Origin of the sequence: Tellurirhabdus bombi (assembly GCF_021484805.1) — a bacterium.
In the GTDB taxonomy this organism is placed as follows: Bacteria; Bacteroidota; Bacteroidia; order Cytophagales; family Spirosomataceae; genus Tellurirhabdus; species Tellurirhabdus bombi.
This window is the reverse complement of sequence record NZ_CP090557.1, coordinates 882,021-908,195: the sequence shown is the minus strand read 5'-3', so window position 1 is coordinate 908,195 and position 26,175 is coordinate 882,021. Positions and strand designations below refer to the sequence as shown.

Annotated in this window: 23 protein-coding genes and 1 riboswitch; of the genes, 13 read left to right on the top strand and 10 right to left on the bottom strand. The window is 50.7% G+C overall.

Annotated features, from left to right (window positions below; genetic code table 11):
* The first annotated feature begins 143 nt into the window (after nucleotides 1–143).
* The 3 genes from L0Y31_RS03890 to L0Y31_RS03880 all read left to right on the top strand — a co-directional run bounded on the left by L0Y31_RS03890 (nucleotide 144) and on the right by L0Y31_RS03880 (nucleotide 3,711).
* A complete protein-coding gene (locus tag L0Y31_RS03890; protein WP_234735823.1) occupies nucleotides 144–2,075 on the top strand; it encodes a gliding motility-associated C-terminal domain-containing protein in 1,932 nt (643 codons plus the stop codon).
* 51 nt (nucleotides 2,076–2,126) lie between these two features.
* A complete protein-coding gene (locus L0Y31_RS03885) occupies nucleotides 2,127–3,089 on the top strand; it encodes a N(4)-(beta-N-acetylglucosaminyl)-L-asparaginase (protein ID WP_234735822.1) in 963 nt (320 codons plus the stop codon).
* 148 nt (nucleotides 3,090–3,237) lie between these two features.
* Entirely contained in the window at nucleotides 3,238–3,711 is a 474-nt protein-coding gene (locus tag L0Y31_RS03880) for a response regulator (RefSeq protein ID WP_234735821.1), read from the top strand.
* Here L0Y31_RS03880 and L0Y31_RS03875 read toward each other — a convergent pair.
* The 6 genes from L0Y31_RS03875 to rplU all read right to left on the bottom strand — a co-directional run bounded on the left by L0Y31_RS03875 (nucleotide 3,698) and on the right by rplU (nucleotide 9,343).
* Nucleotides 3,698–5,083, bottom strand: coding sequence for an OmpA family protein (locus L0Y31_RS03875; protein ID WP_234735820.1), 1,386 nt, complete (start codon nucleotides 5,081–5,083; stop codon nucleotides 3,698–3,700). The genes L0Y31_RS03880 and L0Y31_RS03875 overlap by 14 nt on opposite strands.
* Nucleotides 5,084–5,197: 114 nt before the next feature.
* Nucleotides 5,198–6,298, bottom strand: a complete 1,101-nt coding sequence (locus tag L0Y31_RS03870; RefSeq protein WP_234735819.1) for an OmpA family protein — start codon at nucleotides 6,296–6,298, stop codon at nucleotides 5,198–5,200.
* Between the two features lie 46 nt (nucleotides 6,299–6,344).
* A complete protein-coding gene (locus L0Y31_RS03865) occupies nucleotides 6,345–7,784 on the bottom strand; it encodes a DUF5723 family protein (protein WP_234735818.1) in 1,440 nt (479 codons plus the stop codon).
* Nucleotides 7,785–7,959: 175 nt separating this feature from the next.
* Nucleotides 7,960–8,562 (bottom strand): NifU family protein, encoded by a 603-nt coding sequence (locus L0Y31_RS03860; protein WP_234735817.1) that lies wholly within the window; start codon nucleotides 8,560–8,562, stop codon nucleotides 7,960–7,962.
* 121 nt (nucleotides 8,563–8,683) lie between these two features.
* On the bottom strand, nucleotides 8,684–8,965 hold the full coding sequence (gene rpmA / locus L0Y31_RS03855; RefSeq protein ID WP_234735816.1) for a 50S ribosomal protein L27: 282 nt from the start codon (nucleotides 8,963–8,965) through the stop codon (nucleotides 8,684–8,686).
* Between the two features lie 66 nt (nucleotides 8,966–9,031).
* Nucleotides 9,032–9,343 (bottom strand): 50S ribosomal protein L21, encoded by a 312-nt coding sequence (gene rplU / locus L0Y31_RS03850; RefSeq protein ID WP_234735815.1) that lies wholly within the window; start codon nucleotides 9,341–9,343, stop codon nucleotides 9,032–9,034.
* A gap of 260 nt (nucleotides 9,344–9,603) precedes the next feature.
* Between rplU and L0Y31_RS03845 the strand changes: the two genes are divergently transcribed.
* The 4 genes from L0Y31_RS03845 (at nucleotide 9,604) to L0Y31_RS03830 (ending at nucleotide 14,250) form a co-directional block, all read left to right on the top strand.
* Entirely contained in the window at nucleotides 9,604–10,233 is a 630-nt protein-coding gene (locus L0Y31_RS03845; protein ID WP_234735814.1) for a thioredoxin family protein, read from the top strand.
* A gap of 81 nt (nucleotides 10,234–10,314) precedes the next feature.
* On the top strand, nucleotides 10,315–10,869 hold the full coding sequence (locus L0Y31_RS03840; protein WP_234735813.1) for a sll1863 family stress response protein: 555 nt from the start codon (nucleotides 10,315–10,317) through the stop codon (nucleotides 10,867–10,869).
* Nucleotides 10,870–11,062: 193 nt separating this feature from the next.
* A complete protein-coding gene (locus L0Y31_RS03835; protein WP_234735812.1) occupies nucleotides 11,063–12,160 on the top strand; it encodes a formylglycine-generating enzyme family protein in 1,098 nt (365 codons plus the stop codon).
* 101 nt (nucleotides 12,161–12,261) lie between these two features.
* Nucleotides 12,262–12,364: riboswitch (SAM riboswitch) on the top strand.
* Nucleotides 12,365–12,552: 188 nt separating this feature from the next.
* Complete coding sequence (locus L0Y31_RS03830) at nucleotides 12,553–14,250, top strand: M28 family metallopeptidase (RefSeq protein ID WP_407084061.1); 1,698 nt, start codon at nucleotides 12,553–12,555, stop codon at nucleotides 14,248–14,250.
* Nucleotides 14,251–14,273: 23 nt separating this feature from the next.
* On the opposite strand, the gene L0Y31_RS03825 is transcribed toward L0Y31_RS03830, so the two are convergent.
* Nucleotides 14,274–15,842, bottom strand: coding sequence for an alpha-amylase family glycosyl hydrolase (locus L0Y31_RS03825; protein ID WP_234735811.1), 1,569 nt, complete (start codon nucleotides 15,840–15,842; stop codon nucleotides 14,274–14,276).
* A gap of 212 nt (nucleotides 15,843–16,054) precedes the next feature.
* Here L0Y31_RS03825 and L0Y31_RS03820 point away from each other — a divergent pair, with 212 nt between their 5' ends.
* From L0Y31_RS03820 to L0Y31_RS03795, 6 genes are all read left to right on the top strand, one after another.
* Complete coding sequence (locus tag L0Y31_RS03820; protein WP_234735810.1) at nucleotides 16,055–17,263, top strand: molybdopterin molybdotransferase MoeA; 1,209 nt, start codon at nucleotides 16,055–16,057, stop codon at nucleotides 17,261–17,263.
* 49 nt (nucleotides 17,264–17,312) lie between these two features.
* Entirely contained in the window at nucleotides 17,313–18,419 is a 1,107-nt protein-coding gene (locus tag L0Y31_RS03815; protein ID WP_234735809.1) for a DUF922 domain-containing protein, read from the top strand.
* 43 nt (nucleotides 18,420–18,462) lie between these two features.
* Nucleotides 18,463–18,762: a thioredoxin gene (gene trxA, locus L0Y31_RS03810; protein WP_234735808.1), complete on the top strand. Its 300-nt coding sequence runs from the start codon at nucleotides 18,463–18,465 to the stop codon at nucleotides 18,760–18,762.
* A gap of 32 nt (nucleotides 18,763–18,794) precedes the next feature.
* Nucleotides 18,795–19,802: a dipeptide epimerase gene (locus tag L0Y31_RS03805; RefSeq protein WP_234737111.1), complete on the top strand. Its 1,008-nt coding sequence runs from the start codon at nucleotides 18,795–18,797 to the stop codon at nucleotides 19,800–19,802.
* On the top strand, nucleotides 19,799–20,863 hold the full coding sequence (locus tag L0Y31_RS03800) for an aminotransferase class I/II-fold pyridoxal phosphate-dependent enzyme (RefSeq protein WP_234735807.1): 1,065 nt from the start codon (nucleotides 19,799–19,801) through the stop codon (nucleotides 20,861–20,863). The genes L0Y31_RS03805 and L0Y31_RS03800 overlap by 4 nt, the downstream gene beginning before the upstream one ends.
* Before the next feature lie 252 nt (nucleotides 20,864–21,115).
* Nucleotides 21,116–22,270 (top strand): C40 family peptidase, encoded by a 1,155-nt coding sequence (locus tag L0Y31_RS03795; protein ID WP_234735806.1) that lies wholly within the window; start codon nucleotides 21,116–21,118, stop codon nucleotides 22,268–22,270.
* 104 nt (nucleotides 22,271–22,374) lie between these two features.
* Here L0Y31_RS03795 and L0Y31_RS03790 read toward each other — a convergent pair whose 3' ends face one another.
* The 3 genes from L0Y31_RS03790 to L0Y31_RS03780 are packed head-to-tail and all read right to left on the bottom strand — an operon-like array spanning nucleotide 22,375 to nucleotide 26,164.
* Nucleotides 22,375–24,612, bottom strand: a complete 2,238-nt coding sequence (locus L0Y31_RS03790; RefSeq protein WP_234735805.1) for a xanthine dehydrogenase family protein molybdopterin-binding subunit — start codon at nucleotides 24,610–24,612, stop codon at nucleotides 22,375–22,377.
* Nucleotides 24,609–25,601, bottom strand: a complete 993-nt coding sequence (locus L0Y31_RS03785) for an FAD binding domain-containing protein (RefSeq protein WP_234735804.1) — start codon at nucleotides 25,599–25,601, stop codon at nucleotides 24,609–24,611. Before L0Y31_RS03785 ends, L0Y31_RS03790 begins: the two co-directional genes overlap by 4 nt.
* The gene (locus L0Y31_RS03780) at nucleotides 25,598–26,164 is read right to left on the bottom strand and encodes a (2Fe-2S)-binding protein (protein WP_407084060.1); all 567 of its coding nucleotides are present in this window, start codon (nucleotides 26,162–26,164) and stop codon (nucleotides 25,598–25,600) included. Before L0Y31_RS03780 ends, L0Y31_RS03785 begins: the two co-directional genes overlap by 4 nt.
* Nucleotides 26,165–26,175: the final 11 nt, after the last annotated feature.

Below are 26,175 nucleotides of genomic sequence, written 5' to 3'. Positions count from 1 at the left end.
GTTGCACGGAACAGCATTCTGTGAATTGAACGGGCAGTTTCTGCTGAATGAGTTGTCTATGGAGTAGGGTAAAATTGAGTTTGGCCGTCGAGGATCGTCTTTTGGAATTATATTTGTAGGAGTATTGCCAGACAACGATGGCTATGACTCGACGTTTCACCGTAACCTTTATACTACTCTATCTGTTGGCCTGGAGCGCTCCCTGTTGGGCGTCGCACATTGTTGGTGGAAATGTGCGTCTGGTAGCCACCGGCAAAACAAACCGCTATGTGCTGGGCATTCATCTGTTCATGGACGATCTGAACAGCAACGTCGGCGATGTCAAATCAGAGGTGGTAGTGACCATCTACGGTCGGCGGAATAACATTAAAATGGGGGATTATAAATTACCCTTAACCGATAAAAAAGTTATCTCGACTACCAACAATGCCTGCGTTAACCTACGGCCACTAAAACTTTCTGAAGTGCGCTACGCGGCGGAGTTAACCCTTGATCCTGACCGCTTTGACGATGCCCGGGGTTATTATGTCGTATACGGAACCTGCTGCCGAAATCCTACCATCAATAACATTGTTCAGCCCAACGATGCGGGCATGGTGTTTCACCTGGAGTTTCCTTCGTTGAAAGAGCGGGTGAACTCGTCGCCTGTTTTTAGTAACCCTGTTACGCTATATGCCTGCATCAACAAACCGCTGACCTTTAGCTTTAAAGCAACCGACGCTGATAATGACGTACTTCGCTATTCACTCGTAACCCCTTACAAGGGTTTCACGAGCCAGAGCAACGGCGCGTCGAATGAGCCAAGCCAGAATTATCCGACAGTGCAGTGGCAAAATGGTTTTGATGCGGGAAATGCTGTGCCGGGAAGCCCTACCTTGCAGATCGATATGAATACGGGTTTGCTCAGTGTCACGCCGAACCAGATCGGCCTGTTTGTCTTTACCGTTTTGTGTGAAGAACTTCGAGTTGAGCCGGGAAATGCCTTACAACGAATTGGTTCGGTGCGCCGCGATTTCCAGATTGCAGTGGTTGAGTGCCCACCGATAACGCCTCCCGAGCCGGTTATTTCTCTGAAAACATCCCCTCCTTCGGCAGTAACAGCGACCAAAAATGGTTTCCTGACGGGCGTTGCCGTTTGTGAGGGCCAGACGGTGACACTTCGAACCGATTCGCTGCCCGAATGGGGTTACCAGTGGCAGCGGGACGGCGTGGCGCTGGAAGGCGATACACTGGCCAGTTTAGTCGCTCAACAGCCGGGAACCTACACCATCGTCAAGCGGTTTACCAACACCTGTGGTCAAACAAGTACCTCACCCGTCAGCGTAAAGCTAGACTATGGGACCGCAGAAGCGGTGAAAATAGCCGCCGACGGACCTACGGATTTTTGTCCGGGAAATGGCGTGAATTTGCTTGCTTCCAACGGTAACTACACCTATCGCTGGTACAAAAACAAGACTCCGATCAATGGGGAAGCCACCTCAGCCATACGGGTCACAGAGGCCGGCAATTACAAAGTCCAGACAACGAGCAAGGCAACCGGGTGCGTGTCGTCCGATAGTCTCGCAGTGCTGGTGCATACAAATCCGGTGGTGAAACTGGAAAATGCAATACTAGCGCGGGGAAGTGCGCTAACCTTGAATCCGTTCGGGAGCGATACGTTGCAGTATCAGTGGAGCCCACCCGCCAGCCTGGACAATCCAGGAATGGCTCGACCAAAAGCCAGTCCAGCCACGACAACTACGTATCAAGTGGCGGTTACTAGTCCGCAGGGCTGTACCACAACGGCCCAGATGACGGTGACGGTTTTTGTGCGTTTGCTGGTCCCTGACGCCTTTTCGCCCAATGGAGACGGGGTGAATGATACCTGGGATATTCGGGGCATAGAGGAATATCCGGATTGTACGGTTGATATTTACAATCGCTGGGGAAGCCTTGTTTACCACTCCAAAGGCTACGCCCAGGCTTGGGATGGGAAATACAATGGCGAAAACCTGCCCACGGGAATGTACCAGTACGTCATTCGTTCGCGGGATTTACCGGAGGACCGGCGGGGGGCAGTGTTGGTAGTTCGGTAAAACGTAGCTTTATTTACTGTAAAATTACCTCAAACGTTCATCGAACAAACCATGATTTCCCGTCGTAAACTGCTAGCCAGCGCAGCGGCCACTGCTGTACTAAGTCGTTTAAATATTACCAAATCTTTTGCTGCTCAACCCAAACCACAGGTCCCGTTGATTATTTCTACCTGGAACAATCGGGGCGCAAACGAGGCTGGATGGGCCATTCTAAATAAAAAAGGGCGTGCGCTGGATGCGGTCGAAGCGGCGGCCCGGGTGCCGGAAGCCGACCCCAAAGATACGTCCGTTGGCTACGGGGGTTTGCCTGACCGCGACGGCCATGTTACGCTGGATGCCTGCATCATGGACGAAAAAGGCCGGGCTGGTTCGGTTACTTTTATGGAAAACATCATGCACGCGATTTCCGTGGCGCGGGCCGTGATGGAGAAAACGCCGCACGTCATGCTGGCTGGGGAAGGGGCCTATCAATTTGCTTTGGCAAATGGCTTTAAAAAAGAAAATCTCCTGACGGAAAACGCTAAAAAAGCGTGGGAAGACTGGAAAAAAGAATCGAAATACAAACCCGTAATCAATATTGAGCGGCACGATACGATTGGGGTATTGGCTATTGATGCGAAAAATGATCTTTCGGGCGCTTGTACCACGAGTGGATTGGCGTTCAAAATGCGCGGTCGCGTGGGAGATTCTCCTATTCTGGGCGCTGGTTTATACATTGACAATGAGATTGGCGGGGCGTGTGCTACGGGTTTGGGCGAAACCGTGATGCGGGCGGTGAGTTCGTTTCTGGTCGTTGAACTGATGCGGCAGGGAAAAACACCCCAGCAAGCCTGTGAAGAAGCGATCCGTCGATTGGTGAAAAAAACGCCCGAATACAAAGATTTGCAGGTGGGCATACTAGCTGTCAATCGCGCTGGCGAACACGGAGCCTACAGCATTCACAAGGGCTTCAATTATACGCTTTCGCTGGGTAACGAAACCAAGGTACACGAAGCAGATCACTTTATTAAATAGAGGTCTAAATCCATTCTGTTAGCTTACTTGAAAGTAAGTTTAGTTGATTCTGTAGTAGTTAAGTTTATTTAATGGTCTAGTATATTGACTAAAAAAGCAGAAATTTGCTCCTTCAAACAAGTACGTTGCAAGGACCAAATCGATGCATATGGAGCCAACCACTACTTCAAGTAAGCCGACCATTGTATTGGTTGATGATGATGAGGAGGATCGAATGCTCATGCGAATGGCCTTGGAGTCAATCGGTTTGGAGAGTTCCGTCGTTGAACTGGAGAGCGGCGAACACTTACTTCGTTATCTCACAGAAAGCCTGGGCGCTGCCCCGTCGCCCGTAGCGATTCCCTGGATTGTTGTACTGGATAAGTTCATGCCCGGGTTAAGTGGGTTTGATACGCTCCGGCAGCTGAAAAGCCACGAGGTGTTTCAACACATTCCGGTGGTTTTGTTTGTCAACACCCAGAATAAAAACGAGATCGACCTGTGCGTTGATCTGGGGGCTATGACCTGCACCAGCAAACCCTTAAGCTTCGACGACATGAAAGAGCTGATGAAAACCGTGTATGACCACTGGCAAGAGCGGTTTGGGTTCTCAAAGCAGCCATCGAGCGTTAACCTTCAATAATACGCACTTCTACGCGCCGATTTTTCTGGCGGTTTTCTTCCGTGTCGCTAGGCGCAATGGATTTTCCGAAACCATACCCTTTATGGCGGAGCCGTTGTTTAGGAATTCCTTTTTTGACCAGATACTCATAAACGGATTTTGCCCGGTTTTCGGACAGAAAAAGGTTCATGCGCGGATCGCCGAGGCGGTCGGTATGGCCAGCAACCTCGATTTGCATGGTAGGGCGGCTCTTCAGGGCTTCAATTAATTCATCAAGTTGCGGATACGATTCCGGCAAGACAACATAACTGCCCTGCTTAAAATAAACGTTGTTAAGCGTAATGGTTTTGCCCACCAGATCTGGCTCTTCGGAGCGGCCTAGTTTCTCGGCTAGCCGAGTGAATATATTGTCCTGTTTAGACGCAGGGCGGGCGGCCTCTTCCGTTGGTTTGGCTTCTTCGACGGGCGTTTTGACTGTTTCTTCCACCTGGGCGATCTTGGGCACATCCGGGTACATCACAATCAGAATTAAGGACTGCGGCGGACGGGTTAGTGGGCCACGGTGGGGCATAAAACCGGCTGCTTTTACTTCAACGCTGTAGCTCTGTGATTCTTCCAAATGCACCCGCCAGTCGCCGGTATAGCTATCGAAATTAATTTTTACAGGCCGTTTCTGCTCATCCCAGACGTTGATTTCGCAGCGGGGAAGCACATAACGATAATCCCCGTCCATTACCCGAATATCATAGGGCCGAACAACGGCTTCGGTCTGACGCCGCAGCTTGATAATAACGTCTTTAGGCTGGCGAGTATCGGCTATTTCGTGTTCGTGCGGGAAGTAGCCCCGGGCGCGAATGAGAAAGCGAAATGGTTGTCTGGAGTCAGCCTGAAGCGTAACCGAAGGCTCCGTCACAATCTTGCTATCCGCAGGCTTATCGTCAGACTCAGCACTTAACTGAACCTGAAAGCCTTCTTTAAGTGGCTGCCCGTTTTCTGAATCCAGAACCACAATGGTCATTGGCGTGGTCTTGCCCAGCGGAGCCATTTCCAGAATGACCGTTTGCTCGTCTTTCGGTATATCCTCAACGCGTTCGATACGGATGGTTTTGCGGGCTACAGCATACCCGGCCTGCGAAGCCTCAAAATAGTAGGTATCACCCGAGAGAAGCGTATACGTGTGCGAACCTGTTTTCAGTACGCGCTTCCGGGGTGTTTTGTTTTTATCAGACGTGAGGGTTACCGTTGCCGGGATCAGCTGTCCTGATTTATCCTGTACTTCAACCTTAACTTTATACTCATACGCAGCTACCAACCGGCTATTAACCAGTGGCCGGGCTAACACCGAAAAGCTGGAAAATGACAGTAGGAGAAGAAAAAGTAGACCACGCACCATAAGTTAGCAAGCTCGGATTATAAGTTACAAATTAACGCAATTATGGTGGATTACAAATGAATTGGCTAACAGGTTATGCTTGTCTAAAGGCAAAAATTACCGAACAAACCAGCCTTATTCCGAAAGAACCTGAACGACTACGCGGCGATTTTTCTTTTTATTTTCTTCAGTATCGCTCGGAGCTACGGGCTGGCTGGAGCCGTAACCTCGGTACTGCACCCTTTTTTCGTCAACGCCTCTATTTACCAGATAATTGCGAATAACCCGCGCCCGGTTCTGCGACAAAGCCTGATTGAGGCGGTTGTCACCGACGTTGTCGGTATGGCCAGCAATTTCGATGCGGAGGGTTGGTCGGCTTTTAAGCTGGCTAACCAGTTGATCAAGCTGCGTATACGAATCGGATCGAAGCAGGTAGCTACTTTGATCGAAATAAACGTTGTCAAGTGTGATTGCACTGCCTCTTTCCAGGGTGGGTAATTCGGTTTTAGCGGGCGCAATGGGTGGTGCCTTGACGGCTACGGGCTGGGGCGCCGGTTTGGTTACCGTCTCAGTAGGCGTTGCCGGGGCTTGAGCGACCGCCGCCGGTGCCGCTGTACTGGCTGACCTTTTGAGAGGAATCATAATGTCATTTTTCATGCGCGCTTCGCTTTCGTAGCGGTACGTTTCGTAGCCTTTGGCTTTAACCACAAACCGAAATTGCTGAAGCGGCTCAATCTGAAACGTAATGCTGCCGTTATCCGCATCGATGGGGGCCAGCGCCTGATTGCGGGTCAGATTTTCCATGCGTATGTCAAATCCTTCGGCCAGCGGGCGGCCCGTCACCTGATCAATAACCCGAATAACAATGGTTGAAGCTGCCGCTTTGACCGGCTGCCGGGGCGTCATTTCCAACACCACGTTAAGCTGTGGCTGCGCATTGGCCACGGGGTCAAGCTTAATCTTTTTGCGCACCGTGCGGTAGGCTTCGTGGTTTGCTTCAATTTCGTAAGAGCTTCCTGTCTTCAAGGCCACCGTATAGGCACCATTTTTCAAGCTCCCTTTTTGCGAAAGACCCGTTTTCTCCGAAGTAATCGTTAACGTGGCCGGAACCGGAGTACCCGCCCCGTCTTTGGCCTCAATCTGAACCGTATACTCGTTCGCAATTGGTTGCTGGCCGAAAGCCCTGAAAGAAAGGAAAAAGACAAAAAGTAATAGATAGCTGATGCGTAACTTCATCCAGGAAAACGAACAGGACTGCTAAATCTTTTGAGTGAAGCTAAAATTACGGATTCCGGCGCAGCCCTGCAAAAGAAAATCCAGCGTAAATGTCCGCTCCGCGCGGTCTAAGATTGTTGCTAGTACTGCCAATTAATCCGATCAGGTTGTCAGAACCAATAAAAACAGGTCCTAACCGCATGGAAACACCCGCCATAAATGCCTGATTTAGATAAAGTAAAGGGATAGAAATGCCTAGCGTCGGTGTTTCAAGGCGGGGCGTGATAGCCAGCAATGTAGGCTGATACATGGCGATTGCATCTTTAGACCGCAGGTTGCTCAGCAACGTTCCCGACAGGTAAAGTCCCTCGCTCATCCGTACATCCGCATTGATGGATAAGGTGGTTGGTAAGCCCGATGTAAACTGGCGCTGGTTGTCTGCGTCGGTCAATTCCAGTTTATTGCGGATCACCTGGGCGGCGTCTTCACTGCCATTTACCTCGTCAAAATCCTGTTGCGAAAAGCGACGATTCGTTTGATTGATGCTATAGCGTTGCACATACTGCTGGCTCTTATACTGAATATTTCCCAGATCGTTGAGGGCAACGCCCAGGCGCAGCATGTGTTTGGAGGGATTGTCATCGGCCATGAGCTGATACGAAAGGCCCAGATCGGCTCCCCAGCCCTGTCCCGGATTGTTGGCATCAAACAATTGCCGGAGTGTTACCGAGCGGCCTTTTTCCTGCAAATAGGTCGTATAGCCCAATTCAGCATTCAAGGATTCTGCTTGTAGATAAACGGAATTAGGATTTACTTCATCAATCCGCAGCCGGTAACTCAGTCCGTTGTTGATTAAAAAGCCGGATGTAAGCCCTTTCAGTCGCTTGACAGTAGCGCCAATGCTCAGTTGCTGATAATCATCCTGGAGAATGGGAATGGCCAGCGTCAGGCCAATTTCGGCGTAGGTGTTGGTGGTTGCGCTAAATTGATTGTCCCGGCTGGGTATGTTGTAAAGCGTTTCATCTTCCAACCCCGCCCGAACCAGCGACAGCAGCTGTTCCGACGCATTCCGAAACTGCGCCGCCGACCGCAACCGGGTTGTTAACCCCACGGCAGCACCCTGCCCGAACTTGATCAGCGCAGAAGGGCCACGTACTTCAACCCAGGCCGTACCGGATTTCAATTGGTCGTTTAAAATTTCGCCCGTGTAGTCCGTCTTGAATTGCACGGAGCCGTCTGGGCGCTGGTATTCGCGTGGGACACGCCCCAGGGCAAGCTGCCACAGGGAGAAAGGGGCCTGATAGCGAACATAATTGTTGCTGACGTGGGCATTAACCGCCGCAACATTTAAGTAAAAGGAATGTGGTGAGGTAGCCGCAAAGGCCGGATTAATGTACAAACTATGAGTGCCGCCATAAGGACTGGTAGAAACTCCCAGCATATTCTGGGCTACTACGGGCAAACTAAAAAGAAAGACTAGGCAGATGGATGCCGCTTGACGTATCATAAATGCAAAAAATGACGACTTAAAAGCAATGGTTATTGACAAAACTGCTTCGCAGCCGGAAAGTCACAACCAAAACGAAATTATGACCCAAAGTTGAGTAAATGGGAGCCATAAAAAAACCTGCCCACGGGCAGGTTTTAATAAAACTGACTTTTATTAGAATGAAAGCGCACGTTTAAACGCCTTCTGCTTCTACCTGCTTTACGTCCGGTACAAGCCGGGTCAGTAGGTTTTCGATGCCTGCTTTCAATGTTAGGGTTGAGGAAGGGCAGCCGCTACAGGAACCCTGCAACAACACTTTTACCAGACCTGTTTCCTGATCGAAAGAATAAAAATTAATGGCTCCTCCGTCTGATTCAACGGCGGGGCGAATGTATTGATCCAGCACCGCTTTGATTTTCTGAACGGTGGGCGAATCGGCTTCTACTTTCGTAGAGTTGTTGTCAATGGTGCGCTGGGTAAAAACAGGTTTCTGCTCTTCCAGGTATTGTTTAATAAACTGTTTTGTCTCAAACAGAACGTCTTCCCACTCGGTTGCATCATCTTTCGTGATGGTGATGAAATTGCTGGCGATAAAAAGGCGCTTAACAAAGTCGAAGCCGAAGAGAGCTACTGCCAGCGGCGACGATTTGCTGTCGAGCAATGCCTCCGATGGGTCGCTGAAATCGAACGAAAGCCCGTCGGGCACCAACTCAAAGTTCACCACGAATTTCATGGAGTTTGGGTTAGGGCTCATTTCAGTATATAACATGACGGGGGGACGAAGCAAGGTATTCATAGCGAATCGAATGTCAAAAGTTGTCTTGGGCAAAACAGCAGCTTTTCTGAATTAGTTGCAGCGCATAAAAAAACCTGCCCGAAAAGTCGGACAGGTCTTCCAAAAAGAATACGTTACTGGCTTAAGCCTCTGCGGTTTGTGCTTCGGCTGCAACCGGAAGGATGCTCACGAATGAGCGGCCATCCTTGCCCTTACGGAAGTTAACCGTACCATCAACGAGAGCGAACAGCGTATGGTCTTTGCCGATGCCTACGTTTTTGTCAGGGTTATGTTTTGTGCCACGCTGCCGAACGATGATGTTACCGGCAATGGCTTTCTGGCCGCCAAACAGCTTAACGCCAAGGCGTTTGCTCATCGAATCGCGGCCGTTTTTGGAACTACCTACACCTTTCTTGTGTGCCATTTTTTTGTTAGTTTCTCGTTCTAAGATCTATTCGTTTCAGGGACTGAAACGGGTTCAACTCAAAACTTATAGAGTAATATCTTCGATCAGGACTTTCGTCAGGTACTGACGGTGACCGTTTTTCTTCCGGTAGCCTTTCCGGCGTTTTTTCTTGAAGACGATTACTTTTTCGCCTTTCAGGTGTTCCAGAATTTTACCGGATACAGAAGCGCCTTCGACGGTCGGAGCGCCAACCGAAATCGTACCGTCATTATCGACAAGTAATACCTTGTCGAACACAAGTGCAGCGTCCGCATCGCCTTCCAACCGGTGGGTGTAGACGTAACGGCCCTTTTCTACCTTAAATTGCTGACCTGCTATCTCAACTATTGCGTACATGGTTGATACAGAAAACTATGTTCTTGGAAATGAGGTGCAAATATAGCGGTTTTTTGTTTAAATGAAAAATATATATAAAAGGTTAATCTAATCGCCCTTTCACTAATCTAATGAATAACTTGCGTGGCAGGATTATACGCTCTACTAAGCGAACGGGCATAGGGGTTTTTAGGAATTGCGGGTCTTAATAGCATGGATTTTGCTTTACCAACTTATGCCAAATAATGCGTATATTACATTTAGATCAGCATATTCTATACATGAAAACAAAATGGGTTTTCAGCCTTCTTGCCGTGTTGTTGATGTCAGCAACGCAGGTTGAGACGCCAGTGTTAGGCCGGACTGCCGCCTACACCATTGGCGAGGTAGTTGCTGATTTTCGGTTGAAAAATACCAACGGACAGCAAGTTGCCCTCTCTGATTACCGAACCAGTAAAGGGGTCATTGTAATTTTTACGTCGAATCATTGCCCCTTTGCCAAAGCATACGAAGATCGCATCATCGCTCTGGACCGGAAATATGCGCCGCAGGGCGTTCCTGTAGTGGCTATTCAGCCCAACGATCCGGCGGCCTACGAAGACGATTCATTCGAAAACATGAAAGCGCGCGCTGCCGACAAAGGTTATTCGTTTCCGTATTTGCTCGATGAGACGCAGGAAGTGGCCAAAGCATTCGGCGCGACCAGAACGCCACACGCCTACCTGCTGAAACGGACCGGCGACCGATTTGTCGTGGAATACATAGGAACACTGGATGACAGTCCACAGGATGCAGGAAGTGTGAAAAGACGGTACATGGAAGAGGCGCTGAATAGTTTGCTGACAGGCCGCCCCGTTGTAACTACCATCACGAAAGCGGTTGGCTGCGCGATCAAATGGAAAGGGTTGTAAGAAAGAGCTGGGATTTGCTAAAAATGGTTCGGCACGGCATTTGCTAACAGCCTTTGTAATTAACTAACTGTTTTTAGCGCTATGAAAAAAGTACAGCTTATATTCCGACAACTACGCTCTTACACGGGTGCCGTGCTGGTGATCGCTTCGTTATCACTAACTGCCTGCGATAATGGAAAAAATGATGCCCGTACAGACGATGCTTTAGAAAAAACCGGTGAAGCCATTGAAGCGGATGCGAAAGACGCTACCGCCAATGCCCGCGAGGAAGCCCGCGAAGCTGGTGATAAAATGGAAGCAGCCGGCGATGAAGCTGCCGCTGATTTCAAGCGGGAACGTGACGAAGCAGTAGCCAAAATGAAGGTCCAGAAAGAGAAGCTGGATACCCGTATTGACGAAATGCAGGCTAAAATCAAGCGCGAAGGCCGCGAAGCAAAAGCGGAAAGTAAAGAGCAGCTTGCTAAACTGGAAGACGAGCGAAAAGAGCTTGGCAACGATATCGATAAAGCCCAAAATGCGACGGCTGCGGCTTGGCAAGACATCAAAAGTGGCTTTAAGAAAGCCGGTAGAAACATTGGAAATGCATTCGATAAAGCCGAGGATAAAGTAGATCCAGACGGTAAAGACGATAACTAAGCATACGTTTTTCTTCTAAAAGTCCTGTTGTTCAAAAGACGGCAGGACTTTTTTTGTGGCAATTTTTCCACAAACTTCCCCAAGTATGTAGCTTCCTTCCTGAGTATTTGATTCCGCCAGAAAGCTTATAACTTCGTAATTCAGGTTACACGAATATAGGTAATTGTACAAAATTTTGAGTTGGCTTTTGGGTATGAAATGCAACTACATAGTGGCTATATGGCTTAGTGGAACGGTCCTTTTTGGCCTCGCGGGATGCCATTCCGAAAACCAAAAAGGGGAGGAGACTGCGCAGGTAAGCAAGGCAGACAGCGTAGCGTTCTGTGCAGCCAATGGAATGCCATCGCGGGCAAGCGCCATTCAGCAGGCCGCTTCGGTAAGTGAGTCGGGCCAGCAGAACACGGAGGGTATGGTCTGGATTCCGGGTGGCGCTTTTCAGATGGGCGCTGACGAATTTCCGGATGCGCGGCCTTTGCATACGGTAACTGTCGATGGCTTCTGGATGGATAAACACGAGGTCACCAATGCCGAATTTGCCCGGTTTGTGGCCGCTACCCGCTATGTGACGGTAGCCGAGCGGCCCTTAAATCCGGCGGATTTCCCCGGTGTTCCCGCCGAGCAACTGGTGCCGGGGTCGGCGGTGTTCACGCCTCCCAGTCAACGCGTGTCTTTAGAGAATCCGCTTTTGTGGTGGAAGTACGTTGCCGGAGCCAGTTGGCAGCATCCCGAAGGACCGAAAAGCAGCCTTGAAGGGCGCGAAAACCTGCCTGTGGTACACGTCTGCTACGAAGACGCCGCCGCCTATGCCAAGTGGGCGGGTAAGCGCCTGCCTACCGAAGCAGAATGGGAGTTTGCCGCCCAGGGCAACAAAGGGAACCAAACTTATTATTGGGGAACTAATCTGAAGCCCGCCGGAAAATGGGTGGCTAATATTTACCAGGGCAATTTTCCCGATCAGAATACCAAAGAAGATGGGTTTGCGGGGGTAGCGCCCGTCAAGTCGTTCCCAGCCAATCCGTACGGTTTGTATGACCTGGATGGAAATGTGTGGGAATGGTGTCAGGATTTGTACCGCCCGGACTATTACCAGAATAGCCCCGCGAAAAATCCCAAAGGCCCCACCAATAGCTATGACCCGGATGAACCAGGGGCGGTAAAGTACGTACAGAAGGGAGGATCTTTTTTATGTTCCGATCAATATTGCACCCGCTATAAAGCAGGAAGCCGTGGAAAAGGCGAGGCCAGTAGCGGTAGTAATAACCTGGGTTTCAGATGTGTTAAAAATAAATAAACTATTTAGCCTATAAAATTTATAGAATTAGTTGGTAATTAAAAATAGACGTCCTATATTTGTAGCGTCTTACAATTACTAGCTACCAGTAAGTAGTTGTGGATTTATATCGAAAGGGGGAGAGACAGGCTCGATGAACCCTTAGCAACTTTCCCAAGGAATCAGTGCTAACCTGCCTAACTAATTTAATAGGAACTATAAATTTACAACCAGCATGAAAACGCGTTCAACGAACCAACGCTGCGATCCAGACCAAGACTGGCATCTCTCCCCTTTAAGCCGCTGTAAAGTTCACCGGCCTTAATAACCCGTTTTAATTTGATTATTGCCCGTTGAAAGGTAGTTGACTATCAGCGGGCAATAGCCTATTTTAGGGAAAAAGTTACTCCGTAGTGAATAGAATTAGCCTTTTCAGTAGCTCTCTTGCACTCTTTTTTCTTGGTCAGTCAGTTGCCATTGCTCAGACCAGTAATTCCTCTACAATTCCTGCCGAAGCGCGGGAGGCTGTAGCCAATGTCCGACCCGAAGCTATTCGGGCGCACATGCGTTTTCTAGCCGACGACGCGATGGAAGGACGTAAACCGGGAACGCGCGGATATACGCTCGCGGCCAACTACGTAATCGCTCAGTTTGAAGCGCTTGGTCTGCAACCCGCCGGCGAAGGAAAAACGTATTTACAGAAGGTGCCGTTGCGGCGCTGGCAGGTGCAGGAAGAAAAGAGTTCGTTTGCTTTTGTTGGTAAAAACGGAGACACACCCCTGATTTACGGTAAGAACTACACCCTCAGCCCGGTTTACGGAAATCAGACCAGCGAAGTAACGGCACCGGTCGTTTTTGTTGGTTATGGAATTACAGCACCCGAACTGGGCTACGACGACTACCAGAAAATTGACGTTAAAGGCAAAATTGTCGCTTATTTCAACGGCGCGCCAACTACGTTTCCGTCCAACCAGCGTGCGTATTACACCTCTTCCAAGCCGGAAAATGCCGTTGCGCACGGAGCTGTTGGGGTAATTTCCTTTAGCCTACCGAGTGATCTTCGGATGCGTGTGGAAGCTTCCGCTAACCGGGGACGTCAGGGCATTTACCGGTGGGTCGATCAGGAAGGCAAACCCCAGCGTGTTTTCCCGGAATTAAAAGGCATTGCGGCTCTGGGCGATTCCACGGCTCGTTCCCTGTTTTCAGGCACAAAATATCCTTTTCTCGAAGTAATCGCCAAGGCGCAAAGAGGCACTCCGCAAGCTTTTCCGCTCAATATTTCGGCCCGCATGCGGACGCAAACTAATTCAGGAGACGACATTGTGGGTTATAATGTGGTTGGTCTGCTACCCGGAACGGATCCGGTCTTGAAAGACGAATACATCGTCTATGTGTCGCACCTGGATCACCTGGGCATTGGTCGGCCCGTCAAGGGCGATTCTATTTACAACGGAGCGCACGACAACGCGTCGGGTGTGGCCATCAATCTGGAGGCGGCCCGCTTGTATGCCTCACTGCCTAAAGCGCCCAAACGGTCAATTTTGTTTGTGGGCGTAACGGGCGAAGAAATGGGGCTTTTAGGCTCCGATTATTTTGCCAGTAACCCGACTGTTCCTAAAGAAAAGATTGTGGCTAATTTATGCCTGGATATGCCTTTCTTTTTCCATCCGTTGCTGGATATTGTGCCTTACGGGGCCGAACATTCCAGTTTGGGGAAGGAAGTGGCCGCTGCGGCGGCTCATCTGGGCGTTCAGGTGGCTAAGGACCCCATTCCTGAACAGACGGTTTTTATGCGCAGTGACCATTTTAGCTTCGTTCGGCAGGGAATTCCGGCCATTTATGTGAAAAGCGGCTCCCAAACCGGAAATCCCCAACTTGATGGTCTGCGCATTAACCTTGACTGGCGAAGCACCATTTATCATTCGCCGCAAGACGATATGGATCAGCCCTTTGACTGGACAGCGGCGGCCAAACACGCCCAGCTTCAGTTCTTGATTGGCTATTTAACCGCCCAGGCTCCCTCCCGACCAAGCTGGAATGCAGGCGATTTTTTTGGTACCAAGTTTGGCCATCAAGTCCCCGCCAAAGCATCCGGTAGCAACGGAAAATAAACGAAAAGACAGGCTTAATTAGGCTATAAAATATCCTCCAACACAACGCAACTGTAGGCCGAAAGGCACAATTTCCCGCTTTCGAGAAGCTCGGCGTCACCGACAGTATCGAAGCGAATGCGCTTGCTAACGGCCGTTGAATCAGGGTATAGAAGGACTTCGCTGCGTTCACCCGTCAAATTATGGATGACCAGCACCGACTGATCCCCGGAGCGTCGAACAAAAGCCAAAATACCCGGCTGCTTAATATCGCTGGCTTCCAGCACACTCAGGTTATCGTTCAGAACAGGGTGGACATTGCGGAAATGAATCAGCCTTTTGTAGTGGTTGTAAAGCGAAGCCGGATCTGGTTGCTGCAACGCCAGAGGCGTAACGCGCTTGTCGGTGGAGTACTTAGCTTTGGTCCAGCGGCTACGGTTTTTGTCTTTTCGTTTGGTATCCCACAAAAACGGCTCGCGAATGTATTCGTCGGGTTTCTTGCCCTGCATGCCGATTTCTTCGCCGTAATACAGGTAAGGATTGCCCGGAAGGGTCAGCAGGAGCGAGGCCGCCACTTTCAAGTGATTCAGATTGCCTTTCAAAATGCTGCCAATACGGATTTGGTCGTGGTTGGATAGCATGATGGCGTCAATAAATTGCGGGTTGACTTGTCCAAAAGCCGCCCGCACTTCCAGTAGAAAATCAATAACGTTCTGTGTATCGTCTTCGCAGGCAATAACGTCGTACAAAGCAAGGCACAAATCAAAATTGAAGTTGGCTTTCAGTCCCCGGAAATACGGCGCAATGCGCTCAGGACGCGTCCAAACCTCGCCCACCGTATAGGCACCGGGTTTAACGGCTTCCATCTCGCGGCCAAATTCTTCCCAGAACTGATGGTTCTTAGGTTCTTCCCATTCGGGATAAATGTGGCGGGCGGCGTCCAGCCGAAAACCATCCACCCCTACCTCTGTCAGCCAGAATTTTCCGGCTTTGTAAATCTCCTCCCGAACGGCGGGGTTATCGTAGTTCAGATCGGGCATGCCTTTCCAGAAGAGGGCGTAGTATTTTTCCTTAAAAGGCGCTCCCGCCACGGCGTGCCACGGGTTTTTCTCCTGCGAATCGGCGGTAATTTCCCGCGTTGCAACGTTGGTAGCATCAATTTCTTGCTGACTCATCCAGACATACCAATCGTGATACGGATTCTCGCGGCTCTGGCAGGCTTGCCGGAACCACGGATGCTCAGAACTCGTGTGATTAATGACAAAATCAACGATCACCTTCATGTCCCGGCGGTGTGCTTCGGCAATCAGGCGTTTGAAATCATCCATTGTGCCATATTCCGGATCGATGCTATAGTAATCAACGACGTCGTATTTATGGTAAGAAGGCGAAAGCGTGATGGGCATAAGCCAGATTGCTGAAATACCCAATTCCTTCAAATAATCCAGTTTTGACGTTACTCCATTCAGGTCGCCGATGCCGTCTCCGTTGGAGTCGCAGAAGGCCCGAACAAAAATTTCGTAGTGTACGCCCGTCCAGCCAGTTTGCGTTGCTGAAAGCGTTGATTCATGAACTGTATCAGAAGATGTCGAAGCGGAAGAACCGGCAATCATAAAACTTAAAAAAGGTACAGATTAGAAAACGGCTTCTGGTTGTAATGAGTTTATAGACAGTGCTTTTTCTGGTAATATGAAAAATAAATCTTAAAAAGTAACTGTAAAAAAGCTATTCCTGTACATATGGGCGACGGTCTCGTTTCAGAAAACTTGGTAAAACGGTGTTCGCGCATAAGCTACTTTTCATTCCTTTGCAAGAAAAACGGGCTATGCAAACAGTTGATTCTGCTTCTTCCACCATTCAAAAGTATCTGCTAACGCTTTCGGCGGAGGAAGTTCCACTGGAACAGGCCGCCGGGCGTATGCTGCGTGAGCCGCTTTCTGCCGACCGCGACATGCCCCCCTTTGACCGCGTAACGATGGACGGAATTGCCATCCAATATGCACACTACGCCGCCGGAAACCGGACGTTTCGAATAGCGGGAATTCAGTACGCAGGCCAGCCACGGCAGCAACTGACGGACCCCACCGCCTGCCTGGAAGTGATGACTGGTGCGGTCCTTCCCGAAGGAACTGACACCGTCATTCGCTACGAGGATTTGCGAATTGCCGACGAACTGGCGGAAATCCGTACGGAGGCCGTCTTGGAAGGCCAGAGCGTCCACCGGCAGGGTTCCGACCGACTCGCGGGCACTTTATTGGTGAAAAGCGGAACACGCCTAAGTTCGGCTGAAATCGCGGTGGCCGCGTCGGTGGGTAAAAGCAAGCTGCTGGTAACCCGACCTCCGCAGGTTATTGTCGTTTCGACTGGGGATGAGTTGGTCGATGTGCAGGAAACCCCTTTACCACACCAGATCCGATTGTCAAACGCCTACATGCTGAAAGCGGCGCTGGAAGCAGCGGGTGCTTCGGTCACGCTGGCTCACGTGCAGGACGATGCATCCCGCATGGAGCAAACGTTACGTGAGTTGCTTGCGGCGGGGGATGCCCTGGTTTTGAGCGGCGGCGTATCGGCAGGGAAAGCGGATTTTGTGCCGGACGTATTGAAAAAAATAGGCGTGCAAGAGATGTTTCACCAGATTGCCCAGCGACCGGGAAAGCCGTTGTGGTTTGGCGTGGCGACCGAAGCAGAAGCGATAAAACCGGTGTTTGGCCTGCCTGGAAACCCCGTGTCAACCTTTCTTTGTACCTATCGTTACCTGCTTCCGTGGCTAAAAGCGTCCCTGGGTTTGCCAATGGCCCAACAACCTCTGGCCCGACTCAGCCAGCCCGTTGTGTTTAAACCGACGCTGACCTATTTCTTGCCCGTTCGCCTGGTGCAGGCCGCCGACGGCACCCGGGAGGCAACCCCGTTTCCGGGCGGTGGCTCCGGCGATTATGCCAATTTGCTCGATTGTGATGGTTTTATGGAACTGCCCGCCGACCAGACTCATTTTGAGGTAGGCGACGCTTTTCCGATATGGCCTTTTCGCGCATAAATTGTGTATTTTTCTGGGATATTTTTAAGCGGGTTTGCGTTCTATAAATGTGAACTTACTCCTGATCATGCACTTACTGATTGCGTTTCTGATTCCTGGCCGGACTCAGGAATCGATCACTATTTCTTTTCCGGCGGAGCCCGTTCGGATCGTAAAACCTTCCTTCTCCGTCATGCGGGTTGAAGATGTGCGCTCCGACAAAAGTACGTTGGGGAATTTGTGGGCCGATGCCGGGCAAACGAAGCCAGCCCGCTTTGCCAGCAGCCTTGAGCGTACGCTAATGGATGTATTAAGGCCTAATTTCCAGGCTGATACGGCGCGTTTGCCCGTTGTTGTTCAGGTGAAGGCTTTTCGATTTACGGAAACGATGCGGGCGGACGGAAAAATTGAAGGTTCCTTCAAAATTTCCATGACGTTTAAAACCCCGCGTGATCAGCAACTGGGGCAGCTAACGGGCTATACCACCGAAACGCGTTACGTTCGTTCGCTGAACCAAACGGCTCCTCTGGGCGGTGTGGCCCGGCGAGCGGTTGAAAATGCCATGATCTACCTGTCCGACTGGGTGCCCGCCAACCGCCAAACCAGTCTGTCGATGCTGAAAGGAATCCGGTTTTTTTTCAAGGATTACACGACGCAGGATACCAAAAGCGATACCGTTTTTTATAGCTCAAAACATCCGTTAAGCTGGTCTGATTTTCAGGCAACACCGCGCACGGGTCGTCTGGGAGCTGCCGTTTTTTCCTCGTTTTCCTACGAAGGTAAACCGCGCTGGGTGAATGGCTTTTTACACGTTGAGCTGACCTTTAAAACATACATGCAGAAGAGCATGTCGTGGGTTTCGCCGAGTGTGGCCGCCGCCGATAAAGGCTATAGTCTGTTGCACGAACAACGTCATTTTGATATTGTTAAGCTGGTGGTGGAACGCTTCAAGCAGCGAATTCTGGTAGACGACGAGATGGACGTGGAGGATTACAACAGTCGGATTCAGTATTTGTACCTGGAAGCTTACCGCGACATGAACCGACGGCAGACGCAATACGACGATGAAACACAGCACGGACTCAATACAATGGCACAGGAGTCTTGGAATCGGCGAATTATAGACGAACTTCGCCGGGCCGAAGAACAGACAGAAGGCTTGCTGACCAAAAAGTGAAGTTTAAGTTAGCAGGGATTTAACAGTAAAACAAAGTAAAATTATGGCTTCTTTTCTTGAATTAATAAAAGGCGATCAGCCCGTTCTGGTTGATTTCTACGCCACCTGGTGCGGCCCCTGTAAAGCAATGGCACCGATCCTTCAGGAGTTTGCCCGCCGCAACGAAGGCAAGGTAAAAGTCCTGAAAGTTGATATTGATAAAAGCCGGAAGGCAGCGATGCAATACCGGATTCAAGGCGTTCCAACCCTGATTCTTTTTGATAAAGGACAGATCAAATGGCGGCAATCGGGCACACTGCCGCTGGTTCAGTTGGAAAAAGCGGTGCAGAAGATATTGGGTTAATAGCGAATTTAGTAAGTTGCAGGTGTATGTCCATTTCTTTGCATTTCCACCGTTTCGATCTCCGTCTGAAACATACGTTTACCATTGCCCACGACTCCCGCGATGTCCAGCCAACGCTCATTGTTGAGTTGCGCGATGGCGAAGTTCGGGGCTACGGTGAAGCGACTTCCAATAAGTATTACGGCATCACAATTGACCGGATGATTGAGGATTTAGAGAGCCTTCGGTCGCTAGTTGAGTTAAATGAATGGCAATCGGCGGAAGAACTCTGGGCCTTGGTGAATCCGCACCTGCGTCAAAACCCGTTTGCGCAGTGTGCCCTGGATGAAGCAGCGCATGACCTGGTTGCCAAACGGGCCAGAAAGCCCTTGTATCAATTCTGGAATCTCGATCCAACGCATATTCCCCTGACAAACTACACCATTGGCATCGATTCGGTGGAGAAAATGGTGGAAAAAATGCAGGAATTGCCCTGGCCGCTTTATAAAATCAAACTCGGGACAGACGATGATCTGGCCATTATCCGCGCGTTAAGAAAACATACCGACGCCACGTTTCGCGTGGATGCCAACTGTGCCTGGACCGCCGACCAGACGATTGCCTACGCGCCAGAGCTAAAAGCCTTGGGCGTTGAATTTATCGAACAGCCGCTCAAAGCTGCCGATTGGGAAGGCATGAAGCGCGTTTATGCCGAAAGTGTATTGCCCATTATTGCCGACGAAAGCTGCATTGTGGAAAGCGATGTGGATACGTGCGCGGGCTATTTCCACGGCATCAACATCAAGCTGACCAAATGCGGTGGTCTGACCCCCGCCCGACGCATGATCGATGCCGCCCGCCGGCACCAGATGAAGGTAATGGTCGGTTGCATGAACGAAACCAGCGTTGGTATTTCGGCCATTGCTCAATTGCTGCCTTTGCTTGATTACGTGGATATGGACGGCACGCTGCTCATCGCCAACGACCCGGCCACCGGCGTGACATTCGATTATGGGCGAGTACTTTACGCTACCGAAAATGGGACCGGGGCACGCTTATGAATGATTTTTACACCATTGATCACCTGCCCGGCCGAACGATACGACTGGATGGCGAAGAATACCTTTTTTTCAGCGGAACGTCTTACTTGGGTCTTGCGCAAAACAAAGATTTTCAGCAGTTATTGGCGGAAGGCTTGGGGCGTTATGGCACCGTTTTTGGCTCATCGCGAAACGGGAATCTGCGGCTAGGCATCTACGAGGAAGCCGAAGCAAAACTGGCGGCTTTCGCTGGGGCCGAGGCGGCGTTAACGCTTTCGTCGGGCATGATGGCGGGGCAAATGGTCATGGCCTGGCTAAAAAGCGAGGGCTACCATTTTGTTTATGGGCCGTCGGCTCACCCGGCCATTTGGCATGAGCCGTCGGTTGCGCTGCCGTCGCTGCCGTTTGAAACTTGGGCGGCACAACTCCCCGACCGGCTGCGGACCGTGACAAGTAACCGAATTGCCATTGTTGTTAATTCATTGGACGCTGTTCAGTCGGTTAGGTATTCGTTTGATTGGGTAGCTGACTTGCCTGGCGACCTACCCATTACGCTCTTGATCGATGATTCGCACGGACTGGGTGTTATCGGGGAGGGGGGACGCGGTATTTTAGGGCAGGTTCCGCGTCGGCCAAACATACGAACCATCGTGACGGCATCTCTGGCGAAGGCGATGGGATTGCCCGGGGGCGTTCTTTTCGCGGAGTCAACGATTCTGAGTGCCATCCGGCGAATGGCTTTTTTCGGCGCCTGCTCTCCGACGCCACCCGCTTATCTGTATGCCTATAGCCGGGCGGAAGCTATTTACCAGACATCTTTTCAGCAACTACAACAAAATATCAGCCATATTGAAGAGCTATTAACGGGCTCTCCTCTGTTTCAGCATAGCAAGGGTTATCCGGTTTTTTATACGCCCTACGACGGCATCTACGCGCAATTAGTCCAGAATAAGGTGTTGATTTATAGCTTTGCCTATCCTTCACCAACGGACAAGCCCAATACGCGAATTGTGATCAACGCGCTGCACACAGCTGACGATTTAGAACGGTTAGCTACGTTGCTTGTAAGCGGGAAAAAGTAATAAAAAGATACCGGATAAGGACTATAGTTGACTAAAGTGCCGTAGAATAAACATTATATCAGAAATAATGTGCCTCCTTGCTGACAATGTTTCTAATTAATGCTATTTTTCGGGACTTTTTCTCCTGTCCACTTGTCAATCTTCCTGCAGAGGGACTTCGGTTAACCATCAAAGCCCTCTGCTTTTTGCGCTTCTGCCCAATTGTAATTTAAACAGCCCAGGTCTATCTTCGCCTGACTGACAGCATCAACAATGAAAAAAGCTTGTGTTTTAGGGTTTATGGCGGTCTGGCTACCCGCCCTGGTATTTGCTCAGACTGATAGCCAACTGACTGCCAAACAGGACATTATTTCGCAGGTTCGGCAACAGGCCGCTCCGGATAAACGGGTGGCTATTTTTCAGGTCGAAGCTGATTCGACGGGGCGTTTAACGGGAAAAACAAACCTACCCGATGCCAAGCAAACGCTGTTAAATCAGTTAACCCAGAAAGGGCTTTCCTTCCGCGACGAAATTCAGGTGCTGCCCGCGTCGGTGCTGGGAGAGGAGTCGTATGCCATTGTCAATATTTCGGTGGCTAACCTGCGTTCCAATCCACGGGAAGCGGCCGAGCTGGCCACCCAGGCGCTGCTGGGAATGCCATTGCGGGTTTGGGACAAAGACCGGGGCTGGTACCTCGTGCAAACGCCCGATCAGTACATTGCCTGGGTCGATTTTGGGGGTTTACAGCGCATGAAAAAAGCGGATTTCGACCGCTGGGAAAGTGCCGAGAAAATCATTTATACGCATCCATTTGGCTTTTGCTATAGCGAACCAAACACAAAATCGCAGACCGTTTCAGATCTGGTGGCTGGAGATAGGTTGATTCTGGAAAAAGAAGAGAAGAAATACTTTCGCGCCCGCTTTCCCGACGGACGCATTGCCTACGTTTCTAAAACCGAGGCGCAACGCTACGCCGACTGGGCAAAAACAGCCAAACCAACCGAAGAGTCCCTGGTGAACACGGCTAAACACATGATGGGTATTCCGTATTTGTGGGGCGGAACTTCGTACAAAGGGATGGATTGCAGCGGTTTTACCAAAACGGTTTATTTCCTGAATGGACAGACGCTGCCGCGTGACGCCTCGCAGCAGGTACACGTAGGCGAATTGATTGCTACACCCGACAAAAATTTTGCGAACTTAAAACCGGGCGATCTGCTGTTTTTTGGGGAGCCCGCAACGGCTGATAAAGGCGAACGGGTTGTGCACGTAGGGATGTGGATCGGAAACAACGAGTTTATTCACGCTTCGGGAAAAATTCGCATTAGTAGCATGAACCCAACCGCGCCGAATTTCGACGAACACGAACTGAAGCGGTTTCTGCGCGCCAAACGCATGATAAAGGACAATGAACTAGGACTACGCTAAAGCGTTTTTCCGAAAACGCTTCCAGAGTTCTAGAAAAAAAGAGCTTCCGCAAAACAGCCCAGAAAGAACGGGGCCGCTTTGCGGAAGCTCTGTGCATTTAGTGCTTACAGCAACTTATCCGGTGTAATCGGTGTGTCGTTGATTCGCTTACCCGTTGCGTGGAAAACGGCGTTCGATATGGCAGCGGGTACGGCCACAATTCCGATTTCGCCCAGTCCTTTCGCGCCCAGCGGATTCACAATCATATCGTGTTCTTCCACAAAAATAACATCGATGTCCCGAATGTCATTATTGACTGCAACATGATACTCAGACAGGTTGTGGTTCATAAAGCGTCCGAGGCGGTGATCCATAATGGATTCTTCTTCCAGCGCTTTGCTAATGCCCCAGACCGTTGCGCCAACAATCTGACTTCGGGCGGTTTTTGCATTCAGGATGCGCCCACCGGCAATGGCGTTAACAACACGTGTTACGTAGACCGTACCTAAATCGGCATCGACCTTAACCTCCACAAAAACCGCCGAATGCGTTGCCCGGGTGTATTTTCGCTGCTTAAGTACATCGGGTAAAGCCGTTGTTTTGGCATTGACGTTTACAACGTGTCCATTACGCATGACGTCTATGATGGAAGCAGACACCGTGGGATTACTTTTCAGGTACATTTTTCCATCGGCAAAGGCAACATCGGCTGCTTTAGCTTTTGCAAATGGTGAGCCCGGTAATTTTTGAGCCAGCTTGAAAAGCTTTTCACCAATGATATTGCAAACTTCCTGTACTGCCGAGCCTACCGAAGCTGCCGTCCAGGAACCACCCGAAATTGGTGCCGTTGGCAGGTCCGTATCTCCTAGCTTGAAGGTCACATCTTCCAGGGCCAGTCCGAGGGTTTCGGCGGCAATCTGGGTCATGATGGTGTAAGTTCCCGTTCCAATATCAACCGTGGCGCTGTTAACAATGAGCTTGCCTTCTGTGGACAAAACGGCACTCGCCTGGGCGAACATCTGGTTTGCATCCCAGGTGCCGGTAGCAACGCCCCAACCAACCAGGTAGTTGCCCTCCCGGGTGGAACGCGGTTCGGGGTTGCGCTTGCTCCAGCCAAATTTCTCAGCGCCCTGCCGGTAGCATTCGCGGAGTTCTTTGCTGGAAAAAGGCCGTTTCTCGTTCTGGTCCTCTTCGGCGTAGTTGATCAGGCGAAATTCGAGCGGATCGATTCCGGCTTTGTAAGCTAAATCATCAATGGCACACTCAAAAACAGGAATACCCGTCACGGCGCCCGGTGCCCGCATGTCGAGGGGCGTGTAAACATCCAGCGGAACCAGCTTATAATCAAGTTTGACATTTTCGCACTGATAAAGCAAGCCCGACCAATTGACCACCACTTCAGTATAATCTTCGAACTGCGACGTTTCGGCAACCGCTTCGTGCATGACTGCCTGGAGCTTTCCATCGGCCGAGGCGCCTAGCTTCAGTCTTTGAATCGTAGCGGGCCGGTGGCCAAAGGTAAACATCTGCTGGCGTGTCAGCGAAACCCGAACGGAGCGTTTGAGGCCAATGGACGCCATGACGGCCAGAAAGAGCTGGTACTGAGGTCGAAGCCCGGAGCCGAAGCCGCCGCCCATGTAGGGTGTCAGCACGCGCACATCCTCGTCTGATAAGCTAAAAACGTTTTTAATGTACCGTTGGCTGTTAGGCGCTCCCTGGGTTTTGTCATAAACCATCAGCTTCCCGTCGCCCTGCCAGATCACCGTCGAAGCAAACATCTCCATCGGATTGTGGTGTTCCGCGTGGTGAACATACTCCGCTTCTATCTGAAAAGGTGAGGCCGCGAATGCCTTTTCGGCATCACCGCGCGGTTTCGGCGGTGGTGGTTTCAGAAGGCTGGCAAGACCTGTTTTTGGTTTGCGGGCCTTTTCCTGATGCTCCTCCAGATTGGTAACGTGCGCTTCTTCTTCAAACTCGTATTTAACCAACGTAGAGGCATAGCGAGCTACTTCAAAGGTTTCGGCCACAACCAAACCAATGGGCTGACCACTGTACTTTATTTTGTTGTCGTAAAGCGGACGGAATGGAGAACCCGGCGGCGCGTCTTCGTCAAAGTATTTAAGGTCAAACCAAGCCGGACTAGGACGGTCTTCGTGCGTGAATACTTTCAAAACGCCCGGTACGCTCAGGGCCTGGCTCGGGTCAACTTTCGTGATTTTTCCCTTGGCAATCGGACTGGAAATGACGACGCCATAGGTGAGGTTAGATCGGTTGTATTCGGCGGCATATTTTGCTTCGCCGGTGACTTTCGCGCGTCCGTCAACGCGGTTGGTCGGTTTTCCAATATGGTTCGTTGCTGTCATTTCTGTCCAGATTCTGTGGCTTGTGTGAGTGCCCGAACAATGGCACGTTTGGCCATCTCAATTTTGAATGTGTTAGAACCGAACCCTTTCGCATCGCGCACGACCGCTTCGGCAGCCTTGCGGAAAGTCTCTTCGGTGGGGCTATTGCCGTTAAGCAATGCTTCGGCCTCGCTGCTGCGCCAGGGTTTGTGTGCTACGCCGCCCAGAGCCAGCCGTGCGTTCTGAATAACGCCTTCTTCCAGGTCAAAAGCGGCCGCAACGGATACTAGCGCAAAGGCATACGACGTCCGGTCACGGATTTTCAGGTAATTGTTGTGTTCAGTAAACCCTTTGGCAGGCAGTTCGATGGCCGTAATTAATTCGTCGGGTTCCAGGGTATTATCCAAGTGCGGTGTATCGCCGGGTAGTCGGTGAAAATCAGCAAACGGAATCGTGCGCGAACCACGTTCGCTCGTGACGTGCACAATGGCTTCCAGTGCCGCCAGGGCCACGCACATATCGGAGGGATGTGTAGCGATGCAATGTTCACTTGTTCCGAGAATCGCGTGGATGCGGTTGAAGCCGTTGATGGCCGAGCAACCAGAACCCGGTTCACGTTTGTTGCAGGGCGTTGCCGTATCGTAAAAATAATAACAGCGCGTGCGCTGCATCAGGTTGCCGCCGTCAGTAGCCATGTTCCGCAGCTGCGGTGATGCTCCGGCCAGAATGGCTTTGGCCAGCAAAGGGTATCGTTTATCAATTAGCTCATTATAAGCTGTATCGGCATTGGTGACCAGCGCTCCGAGCATTAAACCGCCCGATTCCGTTTCTTCAATGGTGGTTAGCGGCAAATGCGTAATATCGACCAAATGCTGCGGACGCATGACGTTCTCCTTCATCAAGTCGAGAAGATTGGTGCCACCAGCAATGAATTTAGCAGCCTCGCCAGTTTTAATTTCGCTCACAGCCGTATCGACTGCTTCGGCCCGGGTGTATGAGAATGGATTCATCCTTGCTGGTTGTTTTCGTTGGTTCGCATCACTTCCTCAATCGCAGACACAATGTTGGGATAGGCTCCGCAACGGCAAATGTTCCCACTCATCAATTCACGGATGTCATCGGTCGTTTTGGCTTTTCCTTCGTTCATCAGGCCAACACCCGAACAAATCTGGCCGGGCGTACAGTAACCGCACTGAAATGCATCATGCTCAATAAATGCTTTTTGCAGCGGGTGTAGGTGGTCGAGCGAGCTCGCCGCCGGTGATTCTGCCTTGCCTTGCGCTAGCCCTTCAATGGTGGTGATTTCGGCCCCTTCTTTCATGACGGCCAGGGTCAGGCACGAATTAATGCGTTTCCCGTCTACCAATACCGTGCAAGCACCGCATTGTCCGTGGTCGCAGCCTTTTTTCGTGCCAGTCAGATCAAGGTACTCCCGCAAGGCATCGAGTAAAGTCGTCCAGGGAGCAATTGTCAATTGTCGTTCGGTACCATTGATTTTCAGCGTGACTTCCCTGGTTTCAGGCAAAGGCATAGCCGCTTTTTCAACGGTTTCGGTTTCTGGGATGTAATTCATAGGTGTTCTGT

Bases quoted from the DNA above. Each gene is read 5' to 3' on its own strand.
- L0Y31_RS03890 (WP_234735823.1), top strand. From the start codon at position 144: ATGACTCGACGTTTCACCGTAACCTTTATACTACTCTATCTGTTGGCC.
- L0Y31_RS03885 (WP_234735822.1), top strand. From the start codon at position 2,127: ATGATTTCCCGTCGTAAACTGCTAGCCAGCGCAGCGGCCACTGCTGTA.
- L0Y31_RS03880 (WP_234735821.1), top strand. From the start codon at position 3,238: ATGGAGCCAACCACTACTTCAAGTAAGCCGACCATTGTATTGGTTGAT.
- L0Y31_RS03875 (WP_234735820.1), bottom strand. From the start codon at position 5,083: ATGGTGCGTGGTCTACTTTTTCTTCTCCTACTGTCATTTTCCAGCTTT.
- L0Y31_RS03870 (WP_234735819.1), bottom strand. From the start codon at position 6,298: ATGAAGTTACGCATCAGCTATCTATTACTTTTTGTCTTTTTCCTTTCT.
- L0Y31_RS03865 (WP_234735818.1), bottom strand. From the start codon at position 7,784: ATGATACGTCAAGCGGCATCCATCTGCCTAGTCTTTCTTTTTAGTTTG.
- L0Y31_RS03860 (WP_234735817.1), bottom strand. From the start codon at position 8,562: ATGAATACCTTGCTTCGTCCCCCCGTCATGTTATATACTGAAATGAGC.
- rpmA (WP_234735816.1), bottom strand. From the start codon at position 8,965: ATGGCACACAAGAAAGGTGTAGGTAGTTCCAAAAACGGCCGCGATTCG.
- rplU (WP_234735815.1), bottom strand. From the start codon at position 9,343: ATGTACGCAATAGTTGAGATAGCAGGTCAGCAATTTAAGGTAGAAAAG.
- L0Y31_RS03845 (WP_234735814.1), top strand. From the start codon at position 9,604: ATGAAAACAAAATGGGTTTTCAGCCTTCTTGCCGTGTTGTTGATGTCA.
- L0Y31_RS03840 (WP_234735813.1), top strand. From the start codon at position 10,315: ATGAAAAAAGTACAGCTTATATTCCGACAACTACGCTCTTACACGGGT.
- L0Y31_RS03835 (WP_234735812.1), top strand. From the start codon at position 11,063: ATGAAATGCAACTACATAGTGGCTATATGGCTTAGTGGAACGGTCCTT.
- L0Y31_RS03825 (WP_234735811.1), bottom strand. From the start codon at position 15,842: ATGATTGCCGGTTCTTCCGCTTCGACATCTTCTGATACAGTTCATGAA.
- L0Y31_RS03820 (WP_234735810.1), top strand. From the start codon at position 16,055: ATGCAAACAGTTGATTCTGCTTCTTCCACCATTCAAAAGTATCTGCTA.
- trxA (WP_234735808.1), top strand. From the start codon at position 18,463: ATGGCTTCTTTTCTTGAATTAATAAAAGGCGATCAGCCCGTTCTGGTT.
- L0Y31_RS03800 (WP_234735807.1), top strand. From the start codon at position 19,799: ATGAATGATTTTTACACCATTGATCACCTGCCCGGCCGAACGATACGA.
- L0Y31_RS03795 (WP_234735806.1), top strand. From the start codon at position 21,116: ATGAAAAAAGCTTGTGTTTTAGGGTTTATGGCGGTCTGGCTACCCGCC.
- L0Y31_RS03790 (WP_234735805.1), bottom strand. From the start codon at position 24,612: ATGACAGCAACGAACCATATTGGAAAACCGACCAACCGCGTTGACGGA.
- L0Y31_RS03785 (WP_234735804.1), bottom strand. From the start codon at position 25,601: ATGAATCCATTCTCATACACCCGGGCCGAAGCAGTCGATACGGCTGTG.
- L0Y31_RS03780 (WP_407084060.1), bottom strand. From the start codon at position 26,164: ATGAATTACATCCCAGAAACCGAAACCGTTGAAAAAGCGGCTATGCCT.